The following is a 22,188-nucleotide window of genomic DNA, read 5'->3' as shown; positions in this document are numbered from 1 at the left end:
TGCCGTCAGCGGACCGCTGCCTCGGAGGCCGCACGGGCGACCGGCACGAGCCGCAGCAGCTGCGTGACGTGCCCCGGCTCGAGCTCGGCCAGCGACGAGACGCCGAGCAGCCGCATCGTGCGCTCGATCTCGCTGCGCAGGATCGCGATCGTGCGGTCTACGCCCTGGCGTCCGCCGGCCATCAGCCCGTAGAGGTACGCGCGCCCGATGAGTGTGAAGTCGGCGCCCAGGGCGACCGCGGCGACGATGTCGGCACCGTTCATGATGCCGGTGTCGATCATGACGGTGAAGTCGTCGCCCACCGCCTTGCGCACGTGCGGGAGCAGGTGGAACGGAATGGGCGCACGGTCGAGCTGACGCCCACCGTGGTTCGACAGCACGATGCCATCGACGCCGGCGTCGCGCAGACGCACCGAGTCCTCGACGTTCTGCACGCCCTTGATGACGATCTTGCCGGGCCAGATGTCGCGAATGACGGCCAGATCGTCGTAGCTGATGGTGGGGTCCATGGCCGCGTCGAGCAACTCGCCGACCGTGCCGCCCGTGGTGCTGAGCGATGCGAACTCGAGCTTCGGCGTGGTGAGGAAGTCGTACCACCACCACGGCCGCGGGATCGCGTTGATGATCGTGCCGAGCGTGAGCTGCGGTGGGATGCTGAAGCCGTTGCGCTTGTCGCGCAGACGCGCGCCGGCGACCGGGGTGTCGACCGTGAACTGCAGGGTGTCGAATCCGGCGGCGGCGGCGCGGCGCGTGAGCTCGTAGGAGATCTCCCGGTCGCGCATCACGTAGAGCTGGAACCAGTTGCGCCCGTGGGGGTTGGCTGCCTTCACCCCTTCGATCGACGTCGTGCCGAGGGTGGAGAGGGTGAAGGGGATGCCGGCTGCGGCGGCGGCGCTCGCACCGGCGACCTCGCCCTCGGTCTGCATGAGGCGCGTGAAGCCCGTGGGCGCGATGCCGAACGGGAGGGCCGACGGCCCGCCGAGGATCTCGACGCTGGTGTCGATGTTCGGCGCCGGACGCAGGATGCCGGGGTGGAACTCGACGTCCTGGAACGCCTGGCGGGCGCGCGTGAGCGACAGTTCGCCCTCGGCGGCGCCGTCGGTGTAGTCGAACGCCGCCTTCGGTGTGCGGCGCTTCGCGATCAGACGCAGATCGTCGATCGTGAGCGCTCCGTCGAGGCGGCGCTTGCGGCCGTTGAACTCGGGCTTCTTGAACTTCATCAGGTCGAGAAGCTCGGCGGGGCGGGGAACCTGGCGCTGGACCATGGTGATCCTCTCAGTTGTCGGGGGTCGGAGAGACGGTGTCGGTGTCGGTGTCTGCTGTGGGGGCGGCTGCGGCGTCGCGGGTGAGACCGGTGGCTGCGTAGTAGCCGGTGATGTGGGCGTGAACGAGCGCCCGGGCGGATGCCTCATCGCCCGCGTCGATCGCGTGGACGAGCGCCCGATGTTCCTCGCGCAGACGCGCAGACATGCGGTCCCAGTCGGGAATGGTGGCGGCGCCGGACTGCACGTAGGACTCGATCGAGGAGCGCAGGCCGGCCATCATCGCAGCGATGACGGTGTTCCCGCTCGCCTCTGCGAGGGCGAGGTGCAGTTGCGCGTCGAGGGCGAGGAACTCGGCCGAGGTGAGGCCGGTCGCATCCATGGCGTCGAGCATCCGGTGCGCCTGCCCGGTGTCGCGGTCGTGCGCGCCTGCGAGGGCGGCGACGACGGCATCCTCCAGCACGAGTCGGGTCTGCACGACGTCGGCCAGGGGAAAGCCGTGCGCGGCCACCTGCAGGCGCAGCAGCGCCGACATCCCGCCCGTGGGCGTGGCGATGACGATCGCGCCGGACTGGGGACCGGAGCCCGTGGCCGTGCGGATCAGACCCATGACCTCGAGGACGCGCAGTGCCTCGCGCACACTCGATCGTCCGACGCCGAGATCGGTGGCGAGGTCCCGCTCGGAGGCGAGGCGGTCACCGGGGCTCAGGCGTCCGTCGAGGAGGTCGCGTTCGATGTGGTCGAGGACGTGGCGCCACGCGCGCACCGGCTGCTCTGCCATCGGTTCTCCCTGATCGCGACCCTGCGTCGTTCGTTGTGGTCTGACCACACTCTACGACGTGTGGTCAGACCACGCAAACAGGGTGCACGAAACACCCGTTCCCCACAGGGAACAGCGGTGTACGGACTCTCAGCCCAGGCGTCCGCCGGACTCTTCGAGGTAGCAGGTGCCGCAGAGCGATTCATATGTCGTGACCTCGGGAGCGCCCGCCCCGTCGGCCCCCTCATCGATCGCGACCTGGTCACCGTCGAAGACGAAGCGTCCGCCGATCACTCGACCGTTGAACACCGCCTTACGACCGCAGCGGCAGATGGTCTTGAGCTCTTCGAGCGAGTGCGCGATCGCCAGCAGACGCGCAGAGCCGGGGAAGGCGTGGGTGAGGAAGTCATTGCGGATGCCGTAGGCGATCACCGGGATGCCCGCCTCCACCGCGATGCGGAACAGGTCGTCGACCTGCGCGGGGGTGAGGAACTGGGCCTCGTCGATCAGCAGACACGCGATGCCGTGGGCGGACTTCTGCCGGTGCGCCGCGAACAGCGCCCGCGCGTCGTCGTCGGGCGCGATGAGGAAGTCGACCTCGCGCGTCATGCCGAGACGACTCGCGATCTCGGAGGCGCCCTTGGTGTCGATCGCGGGCTTCGCCAACAGCACCTGCTGGCCGCGCTCCTCGTAGTTGTACGCGGCCTGCAGCAGAGCGGTGGATTTTCCCGAGTTCATCGCGCCGTAGCGGAAGTAGAGCTTCGCCACGGTGCGGACTCAGACGTTGATGCCGAGAGTCGCCGCCGTGGCTTCCGTCGACTTCTGCGCAAGAGCGGGGTCGGTGTTCAGCTGCTCGCCGAACGTCGGGATCAGCTCGCGCAGGTGCGGCTCCCAGCTCTTGTAGTCATCGGGGAAGCAGGTCTTCAGCAGGGTGAGCATGATCGGCACGGCCGTCGAGGCACCCGGCGATGCGCCGAGAAGACCCGCGATCGAGCCGTCGCCCGCGGCCACGACCTCGGTGCCGAACTGCAGGATGCCGCCCTTCTTGGCATCCTTCTTCATGACCTGCGCACGCTGGCCCGCATCGATGAGCGTCCAGTCCTCGTCCTTCGCGGTCGGCATGAACGTGCGCAGGCTGTCGACCTTCTTGCGGTGGTTCTTCATGAGCTCGCCGACGAGATAGGTGATCAGGTCGGGATTCGCGAACGCGACCCGCAGCATCGGCCACAGGTTGTGGGGCCGCACCTGGCTGACGATGTCGAACATCGAACCGTTCTTGAGGAACTTCGGGCTGAAGGTCGCGAACGGACCGAACATGAGCGAGGCCTCGCCGTCGACCACGCGGGTGTCGAGGTGCGGCACCGACATGGGCGGTGCGCCGACGGAGGCCTGCGAGTACACCTTCGCCTTGTGCTGCTCGACGATCTTCGGGTTGCTCGTCTTCAGGAACTGTCCGCCGATCGGGAAGACGCCGTAACCCTTGATCTCGGGGATGCCCGAGCGTTGCAGCAGCTTGAGCGCCCAGCCACCGGCACCGACGAACACGAACTTCGCCTTCACTTGGTTGGGGGTGTGCCCGATGCTGTTGCGGTACGTCACCAGCCAGGTGCCGTCCTTCTGCTTCTTCAGCGAGCGGACCTCGTGGTTGGTGCGCAGGTCGACCCCGGACTTCGTCAGGTGTCCGAAGAGCTGGTGGGTGAGCGCCCCGAAGTCCACGTCGGTGCCGGCTGGCACGCGCGTCGCCGCGAACGGCTCGCCCTTGCGGCGCTTCTGCATGAGCAGCGGCGCCCACTGATTGATCACGCGGGAGTCTTCGCTGTACTCGATGCCCGCGAACAGCGGCTGCTTCTTGAGCACCTCGTAGCGGTCCTTGAGGTACGCGACATCTTTCTCGCCGCGCACGAACGTCATGTGCGGGGTGGCGTTGATGAACGTCGAGGGCTCGTCGAGCACGCCCTTCTCGACGAGCGACGACCAGAACTGACGACTCTGCTGGAACTGCTCGTTGATCGAGACAGCCTTGGCAGGGTCGAGAGGGCCATTGCCCTGGGGCATGTAGTTCAGCTCGCAGAGGGCGGCGTGGCCCGTACCCGCGTTGTTCCACGGGTTCGAGCTCTCCTGGGCGACATCCGAGAGTCGCTCGAAGGCGACGATCTTCCACTCCGGCTGCAATTCATGCAGCAAAGTACCCAGGGTGGCGCTCATGATGCCACCGCCGATCAGGACGACATCGACTGTTTCGGTCACCACGACAGTCTAGTTCGCGGGCGCGACCGAGCAGACCACCGGGGCACGTCCGGTCAGACCGGATCCGCATCGCGGGGATGCGGTCCGGCTATGACTCTCCGGATATGACTCTGCAAATGCCCGTCCGGGTTCCCCTCAGGCGCCGAGGCGCTCCGCGAGGACCTCGGCGATCTGCACGGCGTTCAGCGCGGCGCCCTTGCGAAGGTTGTCGTTGCTGACGAACAGCACGAGTCCCTTGCCCTCGGGGGCGGACTGATCGGCGCGGATACGACCGACGAAGCTCGGGTCCTTGCCGGCGGCCTGCAGGGGCGTCGGCACCTCTTCGAGCACCACACCGGGTGCCGCGGAGAGTAGCTCGGTGGCACGGGCGGGTGTGATGTCACGGGCGAACTCGGCGTGGATCGAGAGCGAGTGGCCGGTGAAGACCGGCACGCGCACGCAGGTGCCGGCGACCCGGAGGTCGGGCAGTTCGAGGATCTTGCGGCTCTCGTTGCGGAGCTTCTTCTCTTCATCGGTCTCGTTGTCGCCGTCGTCGACCAGGTTGCCGGCGAAGGGGATCACGTCGAAGGCGATCGGTGCGACGTACTTCTCGGGCTCGGGGAAGTCGATCGACGAACCGTCGTGCACGAGGCGCAGGGTGTCGCCCTGGGCGAGAACGCCCTCGACCTGGCCGAGCAGCTCCTGCGCACCGGCAAGGCCGGAGCCGGAGACCGCCTGGTACGTCGAGACGATGAGTCGCTCGAGCCCGGCCTCGGCGTGCAGCGCCTTGAGCACCGGCATCGCCGCCATGGTGGTGCAGTTCGGGTTCGCGATAATGCCCTTGGGGCGATCGTCGATCGCGTGCGGGTTGACCTCGCTGACCACGAGCGGAACCTCGGGGTCCATGCGCCAAGCGCTGGAGTTGTCGACGACGACCGCACCGGCGGCGGCGAACAGCGGGGCGTAGGCACGGCTGGCGGTGGCTCCGGCGGAGAAGAGGGCGATGTCGATGCCCGCGGCGTCGGCCTTGTCGACGTCTTCGACGATGACCGTCGTGCCGCCGAACTCGATGGCCGTGCCGGCCGAGCGCGACGACGAGAACAGGCGCAGCTCGCGGATCGGGAAGGAGCGCTCCTCGAGAATCTCGCGCATCACGGTGCCCACCTGTCCGGTGGCGCCCACGATGGCGATGGAGAGTCCTGAGTCGGAGATGCGGGTCATGATGTTCCTTGGCGTCGTGCGGTACAGCGTACGAGGCGCAGGGCGCGGCGTCAGGGTGTGGATGCCACGCCTGGCGCCGATGTCAGGGTTTCGGCGAGTCTATCGCCCCGCCGAGGGGTCGGGCGCCGTCTCAGCGGCCGGTGCCGCCGTGCACGACGGCTTCGGAGTCGCCGTCGAGACCGTAGGCGGTGTGCACCGTGCGCGCGGCCTCGGCGAGGTCGCTGCCGCGCAGCACGACCGAGATGCGGATCTCGGAGGTCGAGATCATCTCGATGTTGATGCCGCCGGCCGACAGCGCCTCGAACAGCACCGCCGAGACGCCCGAGTGCGTGCGCATGCCCGCGCCCACGACCGAGAGCTTGCCGATCTGGTCGTCGTGCACGAGGTTGTGGAAGCCGACCTCGGTCTGCTCGCCGGCGAGGGCCTTCAGCGCCGCCGCCGCATCGGCCTTGGGAACCGTGAACGAGATGTCGGTGCGACCGGTGGCCGACACGTTCTGCACGATCATGTCGACGTTCGCTCCGGACTTCGCCACGATCTTGAAGATCTCGGCCGCCTTGCCCGGCACATCGGGAACACCGGCAACGGTGATCTTGGCCTGGCTGAGGTCGGTGGCGACACCGGCGACGATCGGTTCTTCCATGACTGCTCCCTCGACTTCGCGGGGGTTCTTCATACCCTCGCCCAACACATACGTACCCTCGGCCGACGAGAACGACGACCGGGCGTGGATCAGGACGCCGTGGCGGCGTGCGTATTCGACGGCGCGGATGTAGAGCACCTTCGCGCCGTTCGCGGCGAGCTCGAGCATCTCCTCGCTCGACACGTGGTCGAGCTTCTGCGCCGACGGGATCATGCGCGGGTCGGAGGTGAAGATACCGTCGACATCGCTGTAGATCTCGCAGACGTCGGCCTTGAGCGCCGCGGCGAGAGCGACCGCGGTGGTGTCGGATCCTCCACGGCCCAGCGTCGTGATGTCGCGGGTGTCGCGGTTGAAGCCCTGGAACCCGGCGACGATGACGATCGCGCCCTCGTCGAGGGCTTCGCGCAGGCGGATCGGGGTGACATCGACGATGCGCGCCGCGCCGTGCTGCGAGTCGGTGATCATGCCGGCCTGGCTGCCCGTGAACGAGCGCGCCTCGAACCCCATCGAGTGGATGGCCATCGCGAGGAGCGCCATCGAGATGCGCTCTCCGCTGGAGAGCAGCATGTCGAGCTCACGCGGCGCGGGGATCGGCGCGACCTCGTTCGCGAGGTCGAGGAGCTCATCCGTCGTGTCGCCCATCGCGCTGACCGCCACGACGACGTCGTGACCGGCACGACGCGTATCGACGATGCGCTTGGCGACGCGCTTGATGCTCTCTGCGTCGGCGACAGAGGAGCCGCCGTACTTCTGCACGATGAGGGCCACGTTCACTCCCGGGGATGTCGGGCGGATCCGCCCACCGCTCATTCTACGATCGCGCCATATGCGCCGTTGCGCATGTGACGGATGCCGGGCGTCGCGTCAGAGCGGCGCGGGCGGGGGAAGAGCGGATGCCGGGGGCCGCAGTCGCCCGCCGGTACCCGCGAACCAGCATCCGATGATCACGAGCGGGAAGCCGATCAGCAGACCCGGAGTGAGCGGCTCGGAGAGGACGATCGCGCCCAGCACGATCGCGACGATCGGGTTCACGTAGGTGAACAGCGGTGCACGCACCGGGCCCACCTCGCGGATCAGGGCGAAGAACGCGAGGAATGCCACGGCCGTGCAGATGACAGCGAGGGCCAGCAGCGCGAACATCGACGGCAGTGTGGGAACCTCGTGCTGCGTCAGCACCCCGATCGGCAGGTAGAAGATGCCGATCATCAGCAGGGAGAGGGTGATCGTGCCGAGCGAGGGCACATCGGCGAGTTTGCGCGCCACGATGAAGGGAGCGATCGCGTACAGCACCGCGACCAGCAGCACCTCGCCCGCGGCGAAGAGGCTGACCTCTCCCCCGAACAGCCCGGGGCCTGCCACCACGATCGCCACGCCCACGAAGCCCACCAGCAGTCCGATCGAACGGGCCGGTCGGAGCACTCCGCGGTCGCCACCGCTCAGGGCGATCAGCGCCGCGAACAGCGGCACCGTCGCCACGAGCAGGCCGGTCATGCCCGAAGGCAGCGTCAGCTCTGCGTGCCCGAGCAGCAGGAACGGGCCCGCCATCTCGACCGCGCCGAACGCGAGGATCCACGGCCAGTGCTTCAGCGCGGCGCGCAGAGCGCCGCTGCGGAGCGCGAACGGCAGCAGGAGAAGCGCGGCGATGAGCGTACGACCGGCGACGATGGCCGGCGGCGAGATCGATTCGACGGCGATGCTGATGAACAGGTACGGCACGCCCCACAGCAGAGCCATCGCCCCGAAGAGCAACCAGCCGCGCTTCGAGAATCCGGCGGGCGCGTTCATCGACGCATCACGGGCACGGTCACAGCACGCGCCGCCCCTCGAAGGCGCGACCGAGAGTGACCTCGTCGGCGTATTCGAGGTCGCCGCCGACGGGCAGCCCCGAGGCCAGCCGCGAGACGGTGATCTGCATGGTGGTGAGGTAGCGGCTGAGATAGCTCGCCGTCGCCTCGCCCTCGAGGTTCGGGTTCGTCGCGAGGATCACCTCTTGCACGGTGCCATCGCCGAGGCGCGTCATGAGCTGGGCGATGCGCAGATCGTCGGGGCCGATGCCGGCGATCGGGCTGATCGCGCCGCCGAGCACGTGATAGAGACCCCGGAACTCTCGAGTCCGCTCGATGGCGGCCACGTCTTTGGCGTCTTCGACGACGCAGATGAGCGCCTGGTTGCGGCGCGGGTCACGGCAGATCGCGCACTTCTCCTGCTCGGCGACGTTGCCGCAGATCTCGCAGAAGCGCACGCGCGTGCGGATGTCGCTCAGCAGCTCGGACAGACGCGCGACGTCGAACGTCGGCGTCTGGAGGATGTGGAAGGTGATGCGCTGCGCCGACTTGGGGCCGATGCCGGGAAGGCGGCCGAATTCATCGATCAGTTCTTGGACGATTCCGTCGTACATCAGGCGAACCTCGTGGGGGGCTCATAGGGCTCTTCGCGCACGAACGTCGCGCCGAGCACCTGGCGGATCACAGCTTCTCCGTAGCGCTGCACGCCTCCGACGGCGGGTGCACGCTCGGTGACACGCGGGGCGGGAGCGGCAGGTGCTCGGACGGCGGGAGCAGCCGAGGGAGCAGCGGCACGCGCTGCGGGCGCGACGGCAGCTGGGGAAGACCGCGGCGCGGGGGGCCCGGCCGGCGGTTCGTACGACGGATCGTAGGGAGGCTCGTCGTCGGGGTACGGCGCCTCGTCGTCACCCGGCAGGGGCGGCACCTCGGGGTCGATCCCCCCGTCGGACGGCGGTACCGGAGCGGATGCCGCGGCCTCGACCTCTTCGGGCTCATCGTCGACGGGCAGCGGCGACTCGGGCGCGCTCGACGCCGGCGGTTCTTCGGCCGTGGGGATCGAGGCGACCGCCCACTCCGTGACGGCCGGCGCGGATGCTCCGCGGGCCTGGGGGCGCGCCGCGGCGGGCGCCGCAGCAGTGCCGGCGCTGGCGGAACCGCCCGGCGGCGACGCGGAGGACGACGCTGCTGCTAAGGATGCCGAAGGCGCGTCGGACGCAGGACGATCGGATGCTCCGCCCGACCGCGGTGCACCGGCGGCGGGAAGCGGCGCCGGGCGGTACTTCACCCGCACGCCGACCTCGGCCTCGAGCGCGGTGCGGAGGTGGTCGGAGGGCCCGGGGCCGGGCGTCGGGCCCTTGAACTTCGCGACGTCGTGCTGGCTCGCGAATCCGATCGTGAGCACCTCGGAGTCGGTGTCGTACGCGAGCGGCTGCACCGCCGTGACGATGATCCAGGACGAACGGCTGAGGCTCTCGAGTCGCGTGAGCACCGCCGGCCAGACGGCGGTGATGCGGTCGAGAGTGACCGGGCCGGATGGCGCGGCGCTGGTGGGTTCAGATCTGGCGGGCGCGGCGCTCACCGGCTCAGAGCTGGCAGGCGCGGCGCTGGTGGGCTCAGGGCCGGCAGGCGCGGCAACCGGTTCAGCGACAGCACTCTCTGCCGTCGCCGAAGCCGCCGTAGCGGGCTCCGGCACGGCGATCGGTGTCGCAGCCGCAGGTGCAGGTGCTGCGGCTGCGGCAGGAGCTGCAGCAGGCGCAGGCTCGGCAGCCGGGCGCTGCGGCGCCTGTGCACGCTCGGCCGCAGGAGCTGCGGCGGGCGCGGCGACGGCGGCCGCGGCATCCGCTCTTCCGCCGGCCAGCACGCGCGCGATCATGAGTTCGAGGTGAAGGCGGGGAGACGTGGCTCCGGACATGTCGTCGAGGGCCGCGCTGACGATGTCCGCCGTGCGCGACAGACGGGTCGCCCCGAATGCGGCGGCCTGAGTGCGCATGCGCTCGAGCTCGTCTTCGGCGATGCCGCGGAGAACCGCCGACGCACCGTTGCCCACGGCGGCGATGACGATGAGGTCGCGCAGTCGCTCGAGCAGGTCGTCGACGAATCGTCGCGGGTCTTGCCCCGTCTGCACGACACGATCGATCGCCGGGAACGCCGTCGCGGCATCGGCGATCGCGAGCGCCTCGACGATCTCGTCGAGAAGAGTGGCGTGCGTGTAGCCGAGCAGCGCGACCGCTCGCTCGTAGGCGACCGTGACCGTCTCGGATCCGGCCGGGGACTCGCTTCCCGCGATGAGCTGGTCGAGCAGCGACAGCGTGTCACGCGGCGAGCCGCCGCCCGCGCGCACGACGAGCGGAAGCACGCCCTGCTCGACGACGACGCCCTCTTCGGTGCACAGCTTCTCGACGTACTCGAGCATGGCCGCGGGCGGCACCAGCCGGAACGGGTAGTGATGGGTGCGCGAGCGGATGGTGCCGAGCACCTTCTCGGGCTCGGTGGTCGCGAAGATGAACTTGACGTGCTCGGGCGGCTCTTCGACGAGCTTGAGCAGCGCGTTGAACCCCTGCGGGGTGACCATGTGCGCCTCGTCGAGGATGAAGATCTTGAACCGGTCGCGGCTCGGCGCGAACGTGGCGCGCTCGCGCAGGTCGCGGGCGTCGTCGACGCCGTTGTGGCTCGCGGCGTCGATCTCGACCACGTCGAGCGAGCCTCCGCCGGCGCGCGACAGCTCGACGCAGCTCGGGCAGGTGCCGCAGGGCACGTCGGTGGGGCCTTCGGCGCAGTTGAGGCAGCGGGCGAGGATGCGCGCCGACGTCGTCTTGCCGCACCCGCGCGGGCCGGAGAAGAGGTAGGCATGGCCGACGCGGTCACCGCGCAGCGCGGTCATCAGCGGGTCGGTCACCTGGGACTGCCCGATCATCTCGCCGAACGTCTCGGGGCGATAGCGGCGGTAGAGGGCTGTGGTCACCTCAACAGCCTACGGCGTGCCACGGACGTTGCGGTGGGCGCGGCGCATCCGATCGATCGGGGATGCCGAGACACCCCGACAAATGCGAGCCACCCCTCTGCGTGCGGCACCGGAGGGGTGGCTCGCCCGCGGAGGGGTGGCTCGGGGAACAGGACGCGAGGCGTCAGTCGATCGGCTCGATGATGGGGATCGACGTCGTGATCACGGGGACGGATGCCGACAACCGGGTGCCGTCTTCACGGCGGGCCTCGGCGAACTTGCGCAGCGACGGACGACCCGGGATCAGCGGTCCCTGATCGGCGAGCGGCACGACGACCTCGTCGTCGGTCGTCGCGATGAACGCCTCGCCGCGCACCGTGAACGGCACCGGCTCCCCCACGCGCACCTTCACACGCAGTTCATCGGTGGTGACGGTGATCTGCAGCGCCGAGTCCTGCCACTGCAGCGGGAACGACAGCGACGGCCAGTCGGCGGGAAGACGCGGGTCGAAGCTGAGCTCGCCCTCGTAGTCGCGCATGCCGCCGAAGCCGCAGACGAGCGCGGTCCAGACGCCACCTGCCGACGCCACGTGCACGCCGTCGGCGGCGTTGTGGTGCAGGTCGTGGAGGTCGACGAAGATCGACTGCTCGAAGTACGACAGCGCCAGATCCTGGTAGCCGACCTCGGCCGCGAGGATCGACTGCACGACCGCCGAGAGCGTCGAGTCGCCCGTGGTCAGCGGGTCGTAGTAGTCGAAGTCGGCGCGCTTCTCCTCCGGCGAGAAGTGGTTGCCCTGCAGGAACAGTGCCAGCACGACATCCGCCTGCTTCAGCACCTGGAACCGGTAGATCACCAGCGGGTGGAAGTGCAGCAGCAGCGGACGCTGCGTCGCCGGGGTGTGCGCGAGATCCCACACCTCGCGCTCGAGGAAGAGCGAGTCCTGCGGGTGGATGCCGAGGCCCTCGCTGTACGGGATGAACATCGCCTCCGCGGCGCGCTCCCACGACTCGGCCTCACCCTCGGAGAGCCCGGTGCGCTCGACGAGGTCGGCGTAGTCGGCGGGGTACTGCTCGCGGATCTCGCGGACGACCTCCGACGCGAAGCGCAGGTTGTAGCGCGCCATCACGTTCGTGTACAGGTTGTCGTTGACGACGGTCGTGTACTCGTCGGGTCCGGTGACTCCGTGGATGTGGAAGGTCTGGATGCCGTCGCCGTCACCGATCTCCTCGACCACCCGCGACGAACGCCAGAACCCGAGCGTCGCCCACAGACGTGCGGTCTCGACCGCGACGTCAGCTCCTTCGCGACGCAGGAACGCCTCGTCTCCGGTCGCCCGCACGTACTTGCCGAGGGCGAAGCTGACGTCGGCGTTGATGTGGTACTGCGCGGTGCCGGCGGCGTAGTAGGCCGAGGCCTCTTCGCCGTTGATGGTGCGCCAGGGGAACAGCGCCCCCGCCTCGTTGAGTTGCCCTGCCCGACGACGCGCGGCCGGGAGCATGAGCACGCGGGCACGGAGCGCGTTGCGCGCCCACTGCGGCGAGGTGTACGTGAGGAACGGGAGCACGTAGATCTCGGTGTCCCAGAAGTAGTGGCCGCTGTAGCCCGAACCCGAGACGCCCTTCGCGGGGACTCCGGTGCCGTCGGCGCGGGCGGATGCCTGCGCGAGCTGCAGGAGGCACCAGCGGGTCGCCTGCTGCAGGTCGTCGTGACCGCCGATCTGCACGTCGCTGCGCTCCCAGAACGCGGCGAGCCAGTCCGCCTGGCGACGGAACTGCGTCTCGACGCCCTCGACGGCCACGCGGTCGAGCGAACGGCGGCAGCGGTCGACGAGCTCCCGCGGGGGCACGCCGCGCGAGGTGTGGTAGCTGACGAGCTTGGTGACCGTGATCGGCACACCGGCCTTGGCCTGCACGCGGAACACGTTCTTCGCGATGTCGGACTCGACGAGGGCGCGCGCGCTGTACTCGTTCTCGGTCTCGACGATGTGGTCGGCGACGACGGCGACGGTCATGCCCGAGGCCGCTACACGGTACGACAGCGCGGAGCGCATGCCGTCCTGCCAGTGCTCGCCCGGCTCGAGCACCCGGTCGGCGATCTTCTCGGCCTTGCGCGGGTCGAATCCGGCCTTCTGCGCGGCGGCCGGGGTGCCCGCGTAGACGCCGGCGCCGTCCTGGCGGTTGATCATCTGGCAGCTGATCGTGACGGGGGCATCGGAGTTCTCGACGACGACCTCGAGACGGAGGATCGCCAGGTGGCGCTCCTCGAAGCTGACGATGCGCTCGTCGCGCATACGAACGCGCTTGCCCGACGGCGTCTCCCACACCACGAGACGCTCGAGCACGCCGGTTCGCATGTCGAGCGTGCGGCGGTACTCGCGCACATCCGCCTCGTCGAACGAGATCGGCTCGTCGTCGACGTAGACGCGCATGACCTTCGCGTCGGGCGCGTTGACGATCGTCTGACCTACCTCGGCGAAGCCGTACGCCTGCTCGGCATGGCGGATCGGCCAGGTCTCGTGCAGTCCGTTGATAAAGGTGCCGTGCTCGTGCGCACCGCGGCCTTCGATGTGGTTTCCCCGGAGACCCAGGTAGCCGTTGCCGACCGAGAACAGCGTCTCGCCGACGCCCTCCTCCGAGTAACGCGTCTCGATGAGACGCCAGGGGTCGACGGGGAAGCGGTCGCGATCGATCATGCGGTCTCCGAGGTGGCGGTCTGGGTGGTGGAAAGGAAGCGGTCGAGGTCGTCGACGACGACGGTGGCGCCGGCGGCGCGCAGGGCGTCTGCCCCGGTGCCCCGATCGACCCCGACGACGTGGGCGTAGCCGGCGGCGGCGGCGGATGCCGCACCCGAGGTGGCGTCTTCGACGGCGACGCTCAGCGCGGGGTCGACACCGAGGGCGATGGCGCCCTGCCGGAACATGTCGGGCGCCGGCTTCGACGCCAGTCCGTCGCGCTCGGCGACGACGCCGTCGACGACGATGCGGAAGAACGAGCGGATGCCGGCGGCGGCGAGCACCTCTTCGGCGTTCTTCGAGCTCGACACGACGCCGAGCGGAACCCCTGCGGCGTGCAAGCGCTCGACGAGCGCGAGCGATCCCGGGTACGGCGCGATCCCGTCGCGACGCAGTTCGGCGGCGAAGGCGGCGTTCTTGCGGTTGCCGATTCCGCAGATGGTCTCGGCCTCGGGCGGGTCGTCGACCGCGCCGAAGGGCACCTCGACATTGCGGTTGCGCAGCAGGCTCGCAACACCGTCGTAGCGCTTCTTGCCGTCGACGTAGTCGAAGTAGTCGGCGTCGGTGTACGCCGGCTCGATGCCCCAGCGGGTGAAGACGTCGTCGAAGACGGCTTTCCAGGCGCGCATGTGCACCTCTGCCGTGGGAGTGAGGACCCCGTCGAGGTCGAACAGCACCCCTTCTGCAGCGAGCAGATCGGGCAGGGATTCCGGCACAGAAGCCTCCAGGAGAAGGTCGAGGGTTTCGGCACTCCTCCGTGCCACCATGACAGCGTAGTGCCGCACGGCGCCGACCGGTAACCCCTCAGATTCGAGTGTCCTCAGAGCAGCGCAGCGGTCTGCCGGGCGATCTGCAATTCCTCGTTCGTGGGCACCACGAGAACGGTCACCGACGAGGCATCCGTCGAAATGGTGCGGATGCCGCGACCGCGCGCGCTGTTGCGCTCCTGGTCGATCTCGACGCCCGCGAAACCGAGCGTGGCCATCGCCTCGGACCGCACCCGGGCCGCGTTCTCGCCGACGCCCGCGGTGAACGAGATGACGTCGACGCCGCCGAGCTGGGCGATGTACGCGCCGGCGTAGCCGCGCAGGCGGTGCACGTAGACGTCGAAGGCAAGAGTGGCCGCCTCTTCGCCCGCCTCGACGCCCGCGAGGATGTCGCGCATGTCGCTGCGGCCGGCGAGACCCTTGAGGCCGCTGCGGGTGTTCAGCAACGCGTCGAGATCGTTGATCGACAGCCCCGCCCGGCGCGAGAGGTGCACGAGTGCGGCCGGATCGAGATCGCCGGAGCGGGTGCCCATCACCAGGCCCTCGAGCGGGGTGAGTCCCATCGACGTCTCGACCGAGCGCCCGCCGTCGATCGCGGTGGCCGAGGCCCCGTTGCCGAGGTGGAAGACGATCTGCCGCAGGTCGGCGATGTCCCGCCCGAGGTACGCGGCGGCGGACTCGCTGACGAACTGGTGGCTCGTGCCGTGGAACCCGTATCGGCGTACGCGGTGTTGCTTCGCCAGTTCGCTGTCGATGGCGTACGTGTAGGCGGCGGGGGGAAGCGTCTGGTGGAACGCCGTGTCGAAGACCGCGACGTGCGGCACACCGCGGAAGACGGCCTTCGCCGCGAGGATGCCGGCGAGGTTGGCGGGATTGTGCAGCGGGGCCAGCACCGAGAGCTCTTCGATCTGGCGCTCGACGTCGGGGTCGATGAGCGTCGGCGCGAAGAAGCGCGCCCCGCCGTGCACGACGCGGTGCCCGACGGCGACGGGCGGATGCTCGGCGAGCGACGGGCCGTGCTCGGCGAACTGCTCGAGCATCACGGCGAACGCCGCGTGATGATCGGCGATCTCCCGCTCATCGCTGTACGTCGCCTCGAGCATGGTGGGCACGGCATCCGCATCGGTCTGCGGGCGCACCGTGTGGCTGGCGGTGCTCATGCCCTGCCCGATGCGTTCGATGAGCCCCGCGGCCAACTCGTTCTCGTTCTCGATGTCGAGAAGGCTGTACTTCAGCGACGACGAGCCGCTGTTGATGACGAGGATCGCGCTCATTCCGCACTTCCCTGGGCTTGGATCGCGGTTATCGCGACGGTGTTGACGATGTCGTCCACCAATGCTCCCCGCGAGAGGTCGTTGATCGGCTTGTTGAGGCCCTGCAGCACCGGTCCGATGGCCACCGCGCCCGCGGAGCGCTGGACGGCCTTGTAGGTGTTGTTGCCGGTGTTCAGATCGGGGAAGACGAAGACGGTGGCGCGGCCCGCGACGGCGGAGTCGGGGAGCTTGGCCTTGGCGACCGCGGCATCGGCGGCGGCGTCGTACTGGATCGGTCCCTCGACGAGCAGCTCGGGAGCGCGTTCGCGCACGAGCGCGGTGGCCTCGCGCACCTTGTCGACGTCGGCGCCGGAGCCCGACTCCCCCGTCGAGTACGAGAGCATCGCCACGCGCGGGTCGATGCCGAACTGGCGGGCGGTGGCGGCCGACGAGATCGCGATGTCCGCCAGTTGCTCGGCGGTCGGATCGGGGATCACCGCGCAGTCGCCGTAGACGAGCACGCGATCGGCGAGCGCCATGAGGAACACGCTCGAGACGACGTTCACCCCGGGCTTCGTCTTGATGATCTCGAACGACGGGCGGATGGTGTGCGCGGTCGTGTGCGCCGCACCCGAGACCATGCCGTCGGCGAGACCGAGATGCACCATCATCGTGCCGAAGTACGACACATCCGTGACGGTGTCCGCCGCCTGGGCGACCGTGATGCCCTTGTGGGCGCGCAGGCGTGCGTATTCCTCCGCGAAGCGCGCCACGTACTCGGGGTCGGTGGGGCTGATCACCTGGGCGGCTGCGATGTCGACGCCGAGCTCCGTGGCCCGCGCGCGCACGGCGGCCTCGTCGCCGAGGATCGTCAGATCGGCCACCTCGCGGGCGAGCAGAGTCGCTGCGGCACGCAGGATGCGGTCGTCCCCTCCTTCGGGGAGGACGATGCGGCGTCGGTCGGCACGCGCCCGCTCGATCAGGCCGTACTCGAACATCAACGGCGTGACCACCCGGGATTCGGCGAGGCCGAGCTGCGTGGCGAGCTCGGTGATGTCGACGTGGGTCTGGAACAGCCCGAGCGCACGGTCGTAGCGGCGACGCGAGTCGGCGGCGATCCGGCCGCGCGCTCCCATCACGCGCACCGCCGTGTCATAAGTGCCCAGATCGGTGGCGATGATCGGCACCGTCGAGGTGAAGCCGTCGAGCAGCTGCACGATCGGCTCGGGCAGGGGGAACGGGCCGTTCAGGATGATGCCGCTCACGCGAGGGAAGGTTCCCGAGGCATCGGCGAGCAGGGTCGCCAGCAGCACCTCGGTGCGGTCGGCGGGAATGACCACGACCGACTCCTCGGTGATGCGCGGCAGAACATTGACCATCGACATGCCGGCGACGACGATCGAGAGCGCTTCGCGGGCGAGGCGGCCTTCGTCGCCCTTGATCAGTCGGCCGTCGACGGCGGCGAGGATGCCGCGGATCGACGGCGCCACGAGGGTGCGGTCTTCGGGGATGGCCCACACCGGGGTGCTCTTCTCGGGCCGCACCGCGTGCACGGCGTCGATGATGCCGTCGAGCGCATCGGGATCGGCGCGGTTCACGATCACGGCGAAGAGTTCGGCGCGTTCCTGGTCGAGCTCGGTCAGCGCGAGCGCGGCGATCTGTCCGACGGCGCCGGGAACGCGCGCGGTCGTGGTGCCGAGCTGCTCGGCCTGGCGCTGCTGGTCGCGTCCGCTGAGCACGAGCAGCACCGGGGCTCCGAGGTTCGCGGCGATCCGGGCGTTGACGCCGAGTTCGGCCGGGCTCGCGACATCGGTGTAGTCGCTGCCGATGATCACGACGGCGTCGCACTGGGCTTCGACCGCCTTGAACCGCGCGACGATCGTCGAGAGTGCGCGATCGGGGTCGTCGCGCACGTCGTCGTAGGTCACGCCGATGCAGTCGTCGTAGTCGAGGTGCACGCCATCGTGGGCGAGCAGCAGCTCGAGGATCTCGTCGCGCTCGGTCACCGAGCGCGCGATCGGCCGGAACACTCCGACGCGGGGACTCACCCGCATGAGCGCATCGAGCACGCCGAGGGCGATCGTCGATTTTCCGGTATGGCCTTCGGCCGAGGTGATGTAGATGCTCCGCGCCACGCCTTCAGCTTAGGCGTCCCTCACCTGGGAAGCCTCAGAGACGGCCGGAGGAAATCGTCAGCAGGGGGCCGAGAGCGCATCGACGACCGCGGTGGCGTCATCCGAGAAGCGCGAGTAGTACCCGGGGTCGCTGTTGATCTGCACCCGGTGGATGGCCAGCGACGCGTCGAGCGACGCCCAGTCGGGCACGCGTCCGAGGCGCTCGTAGAAGAGGCGCGCGGCCGTGGCGGGGTCCATCCGCTCCTCGACGCTCCCCCACCATTCCTGCTGCTGGAAGAGTCCGATGCTCGTCGTGCGCGACCCGTCCGGGTTGGTGAAGCCGCGCGTCTCCCAGTCGCCGTAGTCGATGTTGTGCAGGCTGCTCTCGCCCATCGCGGTCATGACGCCGAGGATCTGCCCGTCGCGGGCGAATCCGAGAGCGGATGCCGTCTGCATGATCGTGGCCGCGTTTTCGAGCTGCTCCCCGCGCCAGCCCTCGATGCCGGCACTCGGGAAGGTGCGCGGGTCACTCGCGCAGATCGCCAGGGGCTTCTCGTGCGCCAGGCCCAGCGGGATGAGCACGGCCAGCCCCACGAACACCCCCACCGCGGCGACCGAGACGAGGATGCGCTTCAGCAGGAGCATCCGCTTCTTGCGACGTGCGGCGCGGGCCCGCACGCCGGGCTTGCGTCGTTGAGCTGACGGCCTGCGCCTCTTCGTGCGCCGTTTCGGGGCCGCGCGCGATCCGGCTCGCGGCCCGCTCACTCCGATCGACCCGGGCGGGTGCCGATGAACGCGGCGAGCGCGCCGCCGACCGCACCGAACAGGTGCGCCTGCCACGAGACGCCGCTGCTCACGCCGAAGACGCCCGCGAGCATCGACCCGCCGTAGACGGCGATGACGACGAGGGCGATGACGGCGTAGAGCACACGATGCGCCACCCGGCCCGGCGCGAAGACGCGCATGACGGTGTATCCGAAGTAGCCGAAGACGAGGCCGGATGCCCCGACGGTCAGAGTGCCGGGCGCGTTGAAGATCCACGTGCCGAGCCCGCCGACGACGGCGACGATGACGGTGACGGTCCAGAAGCGACGAGTGCCCTCGACCGCGACGAGCAGTCCGAGCACCAGGAAGGGCACGGAGTTGGCGATCAGGTGCGTCCAGCTCGCGTGCAGCAAGGGGCCGAGCACGATGCCGCCGAGGCCCGCGAGATCCCACGAGCGCACGCCGAAGCCCGAGAACGAGCCGGGCAGCACGGCATCGGCGAGCTGGATGACCCACATCGCGAGCAGCAGGAGAACGGGCGAGGCGAACCGGGCGAGAGCGTGCTGACGCGGAGGAACGGCGGGGGTGGTCACGTCACGATCCTCGCAGGGCAGCCCCGGAAGAGGCTGAAAAGAAAAGTGACTCTCCGCGCACCCAGCAGAGCCCGGTTACCCTTGCTGCGTTTCCGCCCTGGGGGAATTGGCCTGGATGCCGCCACGCGGAGAGCCGTGGATCAGTCTAACCGATCCTCCGACCGTGCTTTTGACAGACTGAGGGGATCATGGCGCCGCAGACCCCTCCCACCCCTCTCGGCGCGTGGCAGTACACCGGAGCTCTGCGGACGTACCAGGCCGATGTTCTCGAGCGTCTCCCGGCGGGGCAGCCGGGGCCGCTGCACATCGTCGCGCCTCCGGGCGCCGGAAAGACCCTCCTGGGGCTTCTGCTCGCCGCACGCGAGGGGCACCGCACGCTGGTCCTCGCTCCCACCGTCACGATCCGTCAGCAGTGGGTGCGCACGGCAGCCGCCCTCGCCCCCGATGCGGGCGCGGTGTCCGATGACCCCTCCCGAATCGGCGACCTCACCGCGCTCACCTATCAACTGTTGAGCGTGACCGGCGACGGTTCGCCGTTCGACGACCTCGCCCGGGTCGTCTGGGTCGAGGAACTCGTCGCGTCGGGCCGCACCGAATCGGATGCCGCGACCTGGCTCGCGACGCTCTCTGTCGACAACGCGGAGCAGTACCGCGCGGGCATCCGCCGTCGCACCCGTCGGCTGCGCTCCCGGTTCGCGCAGCGCAATCCTGCCGAGCTCGCCCGGGTGCTGCACCCCAACGCGGTCGCGCTGATGGATCGGCTGGTCGCCGCCGGCGTGCGCACCGTCGTGCTCGACGAATGCCACCACCTGCTCGACCACTGGGCTCTGGTCGTCGCCTATCTCGCCGCGCGCATCCGCGAGACGGGGGTCGAGCCGCTGCTCATCGGCCTGACCGCCACCCTGCCCTCGCCCGACGACGAGACCGAGTTCGAGAACTACAGCCAGCTGCTCGGCGAGGTCGACTACGAGGTGCCCGCCCCCGCCGTCGTGAAAGAGGGGCATCTGGCTCCCTACCGCGATCATGTGCTCCTCGCCGAGCCCACCCCGGCCGAGGCGGGGTTCATCCGTCGTCACGAGGCGCTGCTGCACGACATGATCCTCGACGTGCTGTCGACGGCCGACGGCATCGCGTACCTCGAGGGTCAGCTGCAGCCGGCGTCCGACAGCGGCGAGGCAGCGGACGGCGCCCCCGAAGACGCGCTCGCCCGCATCGATCGGGCCTTCTCCGCCGACTTCGCCCTGACACGATCGTGCGCGGTGGTGCTCCGCGAGGTGGTGCCGGGGCATCCGCTCGTCACAGCGATCCCGCCCGTTCTGCTCGACCGCTGCACGACCGACGACCTGCTCACCGTGCTCGTGCGTTTCGCCCAGACCGTGCTGCTCCCCGACCCGTCGGCGAAGAAGCAGTGGGACTACGTGCGCCGATCGCTGGCCGACTTCGGATATCTGCTCACGGATCGGGGCCTGCGCCGCGGACGCAACCCGATCGAGACGACACTCGCGTACTCGGAGTCCAAGGACCACGCGGCCGCCGAGATCTTGCACCGCGAGCTCGCCGCCGCAGACGGCGAGCGCATCCGCGCCGTGGTCGTCACCGACTTCGTGACGCACGGCAATCGCCGTGGCGGGCGAGCGGATGCCGCGGCCGGCGCCCTGCGCACCTTCGACGTGCTCGCCACCGACCCCGTGCTGCACGCGCTGCGGCCCGTGCTGCTCACGGCCGAGCACCTGCGGGTGCGCGCCGCGGATGCCGAGACTCTCGCGGTCGCCCTCGCGGGGCTCCTCGATACGCAGGTCGACATCGACGAGCGCATCGGCGCGACGCGCGAACTGCGCGTGCGCGGCGTCGGCAGCGGGCGGATCGTCGCCGCGGTCTCGGAACTCATCCGGCGCGGAGAGGTGCGCCTGCTGATCGGCACCCGCGGCCTGCTCGGCGAGGGATGGGACTGCCCGGCGGTGAACACCCTCATCGACCTCACCGCGGTGTCGACGTCGTCGGCCACGCAGCAGCTGCGCGGACGCACGCTGCGACTCGATCCGGCCTGGCCCGAGAAGGTCGCGCACAACTGGTCGGTCGCCTGCCTGATCCCCGCCGATGTCGCTCTCGACGACGCGAGCGAACCGAACCGGCTGCGCCGCAAGCACTCGCATCTGTGGGGGCTCGACGCCGATGGACGGGGACGCATCGTGAGCGGTCTGGGTCACGTCCTGCCCATGCCCGCCGCGGACGCGTTCGAAGGGGTGCTCGACAAGGCACCGGATGCCTCGATCGGCCGGATCGACGCGATCCTCCGCGAGACCTGGCCCGCGCGCTCCACCACCCGCGCGCAGTGGCGGATCGGTGAGCCGTACGTCGCGCGCGAGCGCGACGCGATCACCGTGCGTCATACGCGGCGCTCCCCCCTGCTGCGCACCTCGCAGGCCGCGCGCACCGACGGGGCGGGCGCCGTGGCGATGGGGCTCGTCGGCACCGGCATCCTGCTCGCGGTCCTGGCCGGTCAGGGGATCACGGTGCATCCGCTCGCCGGGCTCGCCCTCGCGGCGGCGGGCGGCGCACTCGCGGGCCTGATCTCGACCGCGCCGCTGCTCGTGCGTGCTCTGCGCGACCGCGCTCGCCCCGCCGACACCTATCGCGCGGCCGCCGTGGCCGTGGCCCGCACGCTGCACGATGCCGGCCGTATCGGACCCCTCGACGAATCCGCGATCGTGGCGCGGCAGGACGCGGGCGATCCCACCCGGGTGCGGATCGAGCTCGGAGGCACGGCCCACGACCGCCGGCTCGTGACGGATGCCGTGGAGGAGATGTTCGCCGCGGTGCGCACGCCCCGGTTCCTGCTGCGGATCGACCGCGGCGGGGCCCCGCGCCTGCGGGTGTTCGAGCGGCTCGCCGACCGCCTCTCCCCCGGGCGCACCCTGCTGCCCGTCCCGCGCCTGATCGCCCGCCGTCGTGGAGACGCGGAGCGGTTGCAGCAGCACTGGCAGCAGCTGGTCGGCACCTGCACCCTGCATGAACTGCAGGGGGTTCAGGGCCTGGCGCTGCTGCGCGTCGCGCGCAGCAGCGAGGGGCGTCTGGATGCCGCCGAACCCCGCGCGCGCGTCTGGGGATGAAGCACAGACATCTGCCAG

16 protein-coding genes and 1 other RNA gene are annotated in these 22,188 nt (G+C 69.8%); 1 reads left to right on the top strand and 16 read right to left on the bottom strand.

The annotated features are described in order from the left end of the window. Nucleotides 1–5 precede the first annotated feature (5 nt). From ACIOSY_RS09675 to ffs, 16 genes are all read right to left on the bottom strand, one after another. On the bottom strand, nt 6–1,265 hold the full coding sequence (locus ACIOSY_RS09675; protein WP_400852575.1) for an alpha-hydroxy-acid oxidizing protein: 1,260 nt from the start codon (nt 1,263–1,265) through the stop codon (nt 6–8). A 10-nt stretch (nt 1,266–1,275) separates the two neighbouring features. After that, a complete protein-coding gene (locus tag ACIOSY_RS09670) occupies nt 1,276–2,043 on the bottom strand; it encodes a FadR/GntR family transcriptional regulator (protein WP_400852573.1) in 768 nt (255 codons plus the stop codon). Between the two features lie 129 nt (nt 2,044–2,172). Continuing rightward, nucleotides 2,173–2,790 carry a thymidine kinase gene (locus ACIOSY_RS09665; protein WP_400852571.1) on the bottom strand — a complete coding sequence of 206 codons (618 nt, stop codon included), beginning with the start codon at nt 2,788–2,790 and terminating at the stop codon, nt 2,173–2,175. Nucleotides 2,791–2,799: 9 nt separating this feature from the next. After that, nucleotides 2,800–4,269, bottom strand: a complete 1,470-nt coding sequence (locus ACIOSY_RS09660) for a malate:quinone oxidoreductase (protein WP_400852569.1) — start codon at nt 4,267–4,269, stop codon at nt 2,800–2,802. A gap of 135 nt (nt 4,270–4,404) precedes the next feature. After that, on the bottom strand, nt 4,405–5,469 hold the full coding sequence (locus ACIOSY_RS09655) for an aspartate-semialdehyde dehydrogenase (RefSeq protein WP_400852567.1): 1,065 nt from the start codon (nt 5,467–5,469) through the stop codon (nt 4,405–4,407). Between the two features lie 130 nt (nt 5,470–5,599). Further along, nucleotides 5,600–6,880: an aspartate kinase gene (locus tag ACIOSY_RS09650; RefSeq protein ID WP_400852565.1), complete on the bottom strand. Its 1,281-nt coding sequence runs from the start codon at nt 6,878–6,880 to the stop codon at nt 5,600–5,602. Nucleotides 6,881–6,976: 96 nt separating this feature from the next. Then, on the bottom strand, nt 6,977–7,897 hold the full coding sequence (locus ACIOSY_RS09645) for a DMT family transporter (RefSeq protein ID WP_400852563.1): 921 nt from the start codon (nt 7,895–7,897) through the stop codon (nt 6,977–6,979). Nucleotides 7,898–7,916: 19 nt separating this feature from the next. Continuing rightward, nucleotides 7,917–8,510: a recombination mediator RecR gene (gene recR / locus ACIOSY_RS09640; protein WP_400852561.1), complete on the bottom strand. Its 594-nt coding sequence runs from the start codon at nt 8,508–8,510 to the stop codon at nt 7,917–7,919. Next, entirely contained in the window at nt 8,510–10,858 is a 2,349-nt protein-coding gene (locus ACIOSY_RS09635) for a DNA polymerase III subunit gamma and tau (protein ID WP_400852559.1), read from the bottom strand. The genes recR and ACIOSY_RS09635 overlap by 1 nt, the downstream gene beginning before the upstream one ends. A 163-nt stretch (nt 10,859–11,021) precedes the next feature. Next, entirely contained in the window at nt 11,022–13,529 is a 2,508-nt protein-coding gene (locus tag ACIOSY_RS09630; RefSeq protein ID WP_400852557.1) for a glycoside hydrolase family 65 protein, read from the bottom strand. Next, nucleotides 13,526–14,284 (bottom strand): HAD family hydrolase, encoded by a 759-nt coding sequence (locus tag ACIOSY_RS09625; RefSeq protein ID WP_400852555.1) that lies wholly within the window; start codon nt 14,282–14,284, stop codon nt 13,526–13,528. Before ACIOSY_RS09625 ends, ACIOSY_RS09630 begins: the two co-directional genes overlap by 4 nt. Nucleotides 14,285–14,388: 104 nt before the next feature. Then, complete coding sequence (locus tag ACIOSY_RS09620; protein ID WP_400852553.1) at nt 14,389–15,609, bottom strand: acetate/propionate family kinase; 1,221 nt, start codon at nt 15,607–15,609, stop codon at nt 14,389–14,391. Beyond that, nucleotides 15,606–17,723, bottom strand: a complete 2,118-nt coding sequence (pta, locus tag ACIOSY_RS09615) for a phosphate acetyltransferase (RefSeq protein ID WP_400852551.1) — start codon at nt 17,721–17,723, stop codon at nt 15,606–15,608. Before pta ends, ACIOSY_RS09620 begins: the two co-directional genes overlap by 4 nt. 57 nt (nt 17,724–17,780) lie before the next feature. After that, complete coding sequence (locus tag ACIOSY_RS09610) at nt 17,781–18,347, bottom strand: hypothetical protein (RefSeq protein ID WP_400852549.1); 567 nt, start codon at nt 18,345–18,347, stop codon at nt 17,781–17,783. Nucleotides 18,348–18,463: 116 nt separating this feature from the next. Then, on the bottom strand, nt 18,464–19,060 hold the full coding sequence (locus ACIOSY_RS09605; RefSeq protein ID WP_400852547.1) for a rhomboid family intramembrane serine protease: 597 nt from the start codon (nt 19,058–19,060) through the stop codon (nt 18,464–18,466). Nucleotides 19,061–19,101: 41 nt separating this feature from the next. Next, nucleotides 19,102–19,198, bottom strand: an RNA gene (gene ffs / locus ACIOSY_RS09600) — signal recognition particle sRNA small type. A 50-nt stretch (nt 19,199–19,248) separates the two neighbouring features. On the opposite strand from ffs, the gene ACIOSY_RS09595 reads away from it, so the two are divergent. Then, nucleotides 19,249–22,170, top strand: a complete 2,922-nt coding sequence (locus ACIOSY_RS09595) for a hypothetical protein (protein ID WP_400852545.1) — start codon at nt 19,249–19,251, stop codon at nt 22,168–22,170. Nucleotides 22,171–22,188 lie beyond the last annotated feature (18 nt).

The organism is Microbacterium sp. NPDC087665, assembly GCF_044743285.1.
In the GTDB taxonomy this organism is placed as follows: Bacteria; Actinomycetota; Actinomycetes; order Actinomycetales; family Microbacteriaceae; genus Microbacterium.
The sequence above is the reverse complement of the archived record's forward strand: the minus strand, read 5'-3'. Positions and strand labels throughout refer to the sequence as shown.

Coding starts and splice junctions, on each gene's coding strand:
- ACIOSY_RS09675 (WP_400852575.1), bottom strand. CDS start 1,265: ATGGTCCAGCGCCAGGTTCCCCGCCCCGCCGAGCTTCTCGACCTGATG.
- ACIOSY_RS09670 (WP_400852573.1), bottom strand. CDS start 2,043: ATGGCAGAGCAGCCGGTGCGCGCGTGGCGCCACGTCCTCGACCACATC.
- ACIOSY_RS09655 (WP_400852567.1), bottom strand. CDS start 5,469: ATGACCCGCATCTCCGACTCAGGACTCTCCATCGCCATCGTGGGCGCC.
- ACIOSY_RS09645 (WP_400852563.1), bottom strand. CDS start 7,897: ATGAACGCGCCCGCCGGATTCTCGAAGCGCGGCTGGTTGCTCTTCGGG.
- recR (WP_400852561.1), bottom strand. CDS start 8,510: ATGTACGACGGAATCGTCCAAGAACTGATCGATGAATTCGGCCGCCTT.
- ACIOSY_RS09630 (WP_400852557.1), bottom strand. CDS start 13,529: ATGATCGATCGCGACCGCTTCCCCGTCGACCCCTGGCGTCTCATCGAG.
- ACIOSY_RS09620 (WP_400852553.1), bottom strand. CDS start 15,609: ATGAGCGCGATCCTCGTCATCAACAGCGGCTCGTCGTCGCTGAAGTAC.
- ACIOSY_RS09610 (WP_400852549.1), bottom strand. CDS start 18,347: ATGCTCCTGCTGAAGCGCATCCTCGTCTCGGTCGCCGCGGTGGGGGTG.
- ACIOSY_RS09595 (WP_400852545.1), top strand. CDS start 19,249: ATGGCGCCGCAGACCCCTCCCACCCCTCTCGGCGCGTGGCAGTACACC.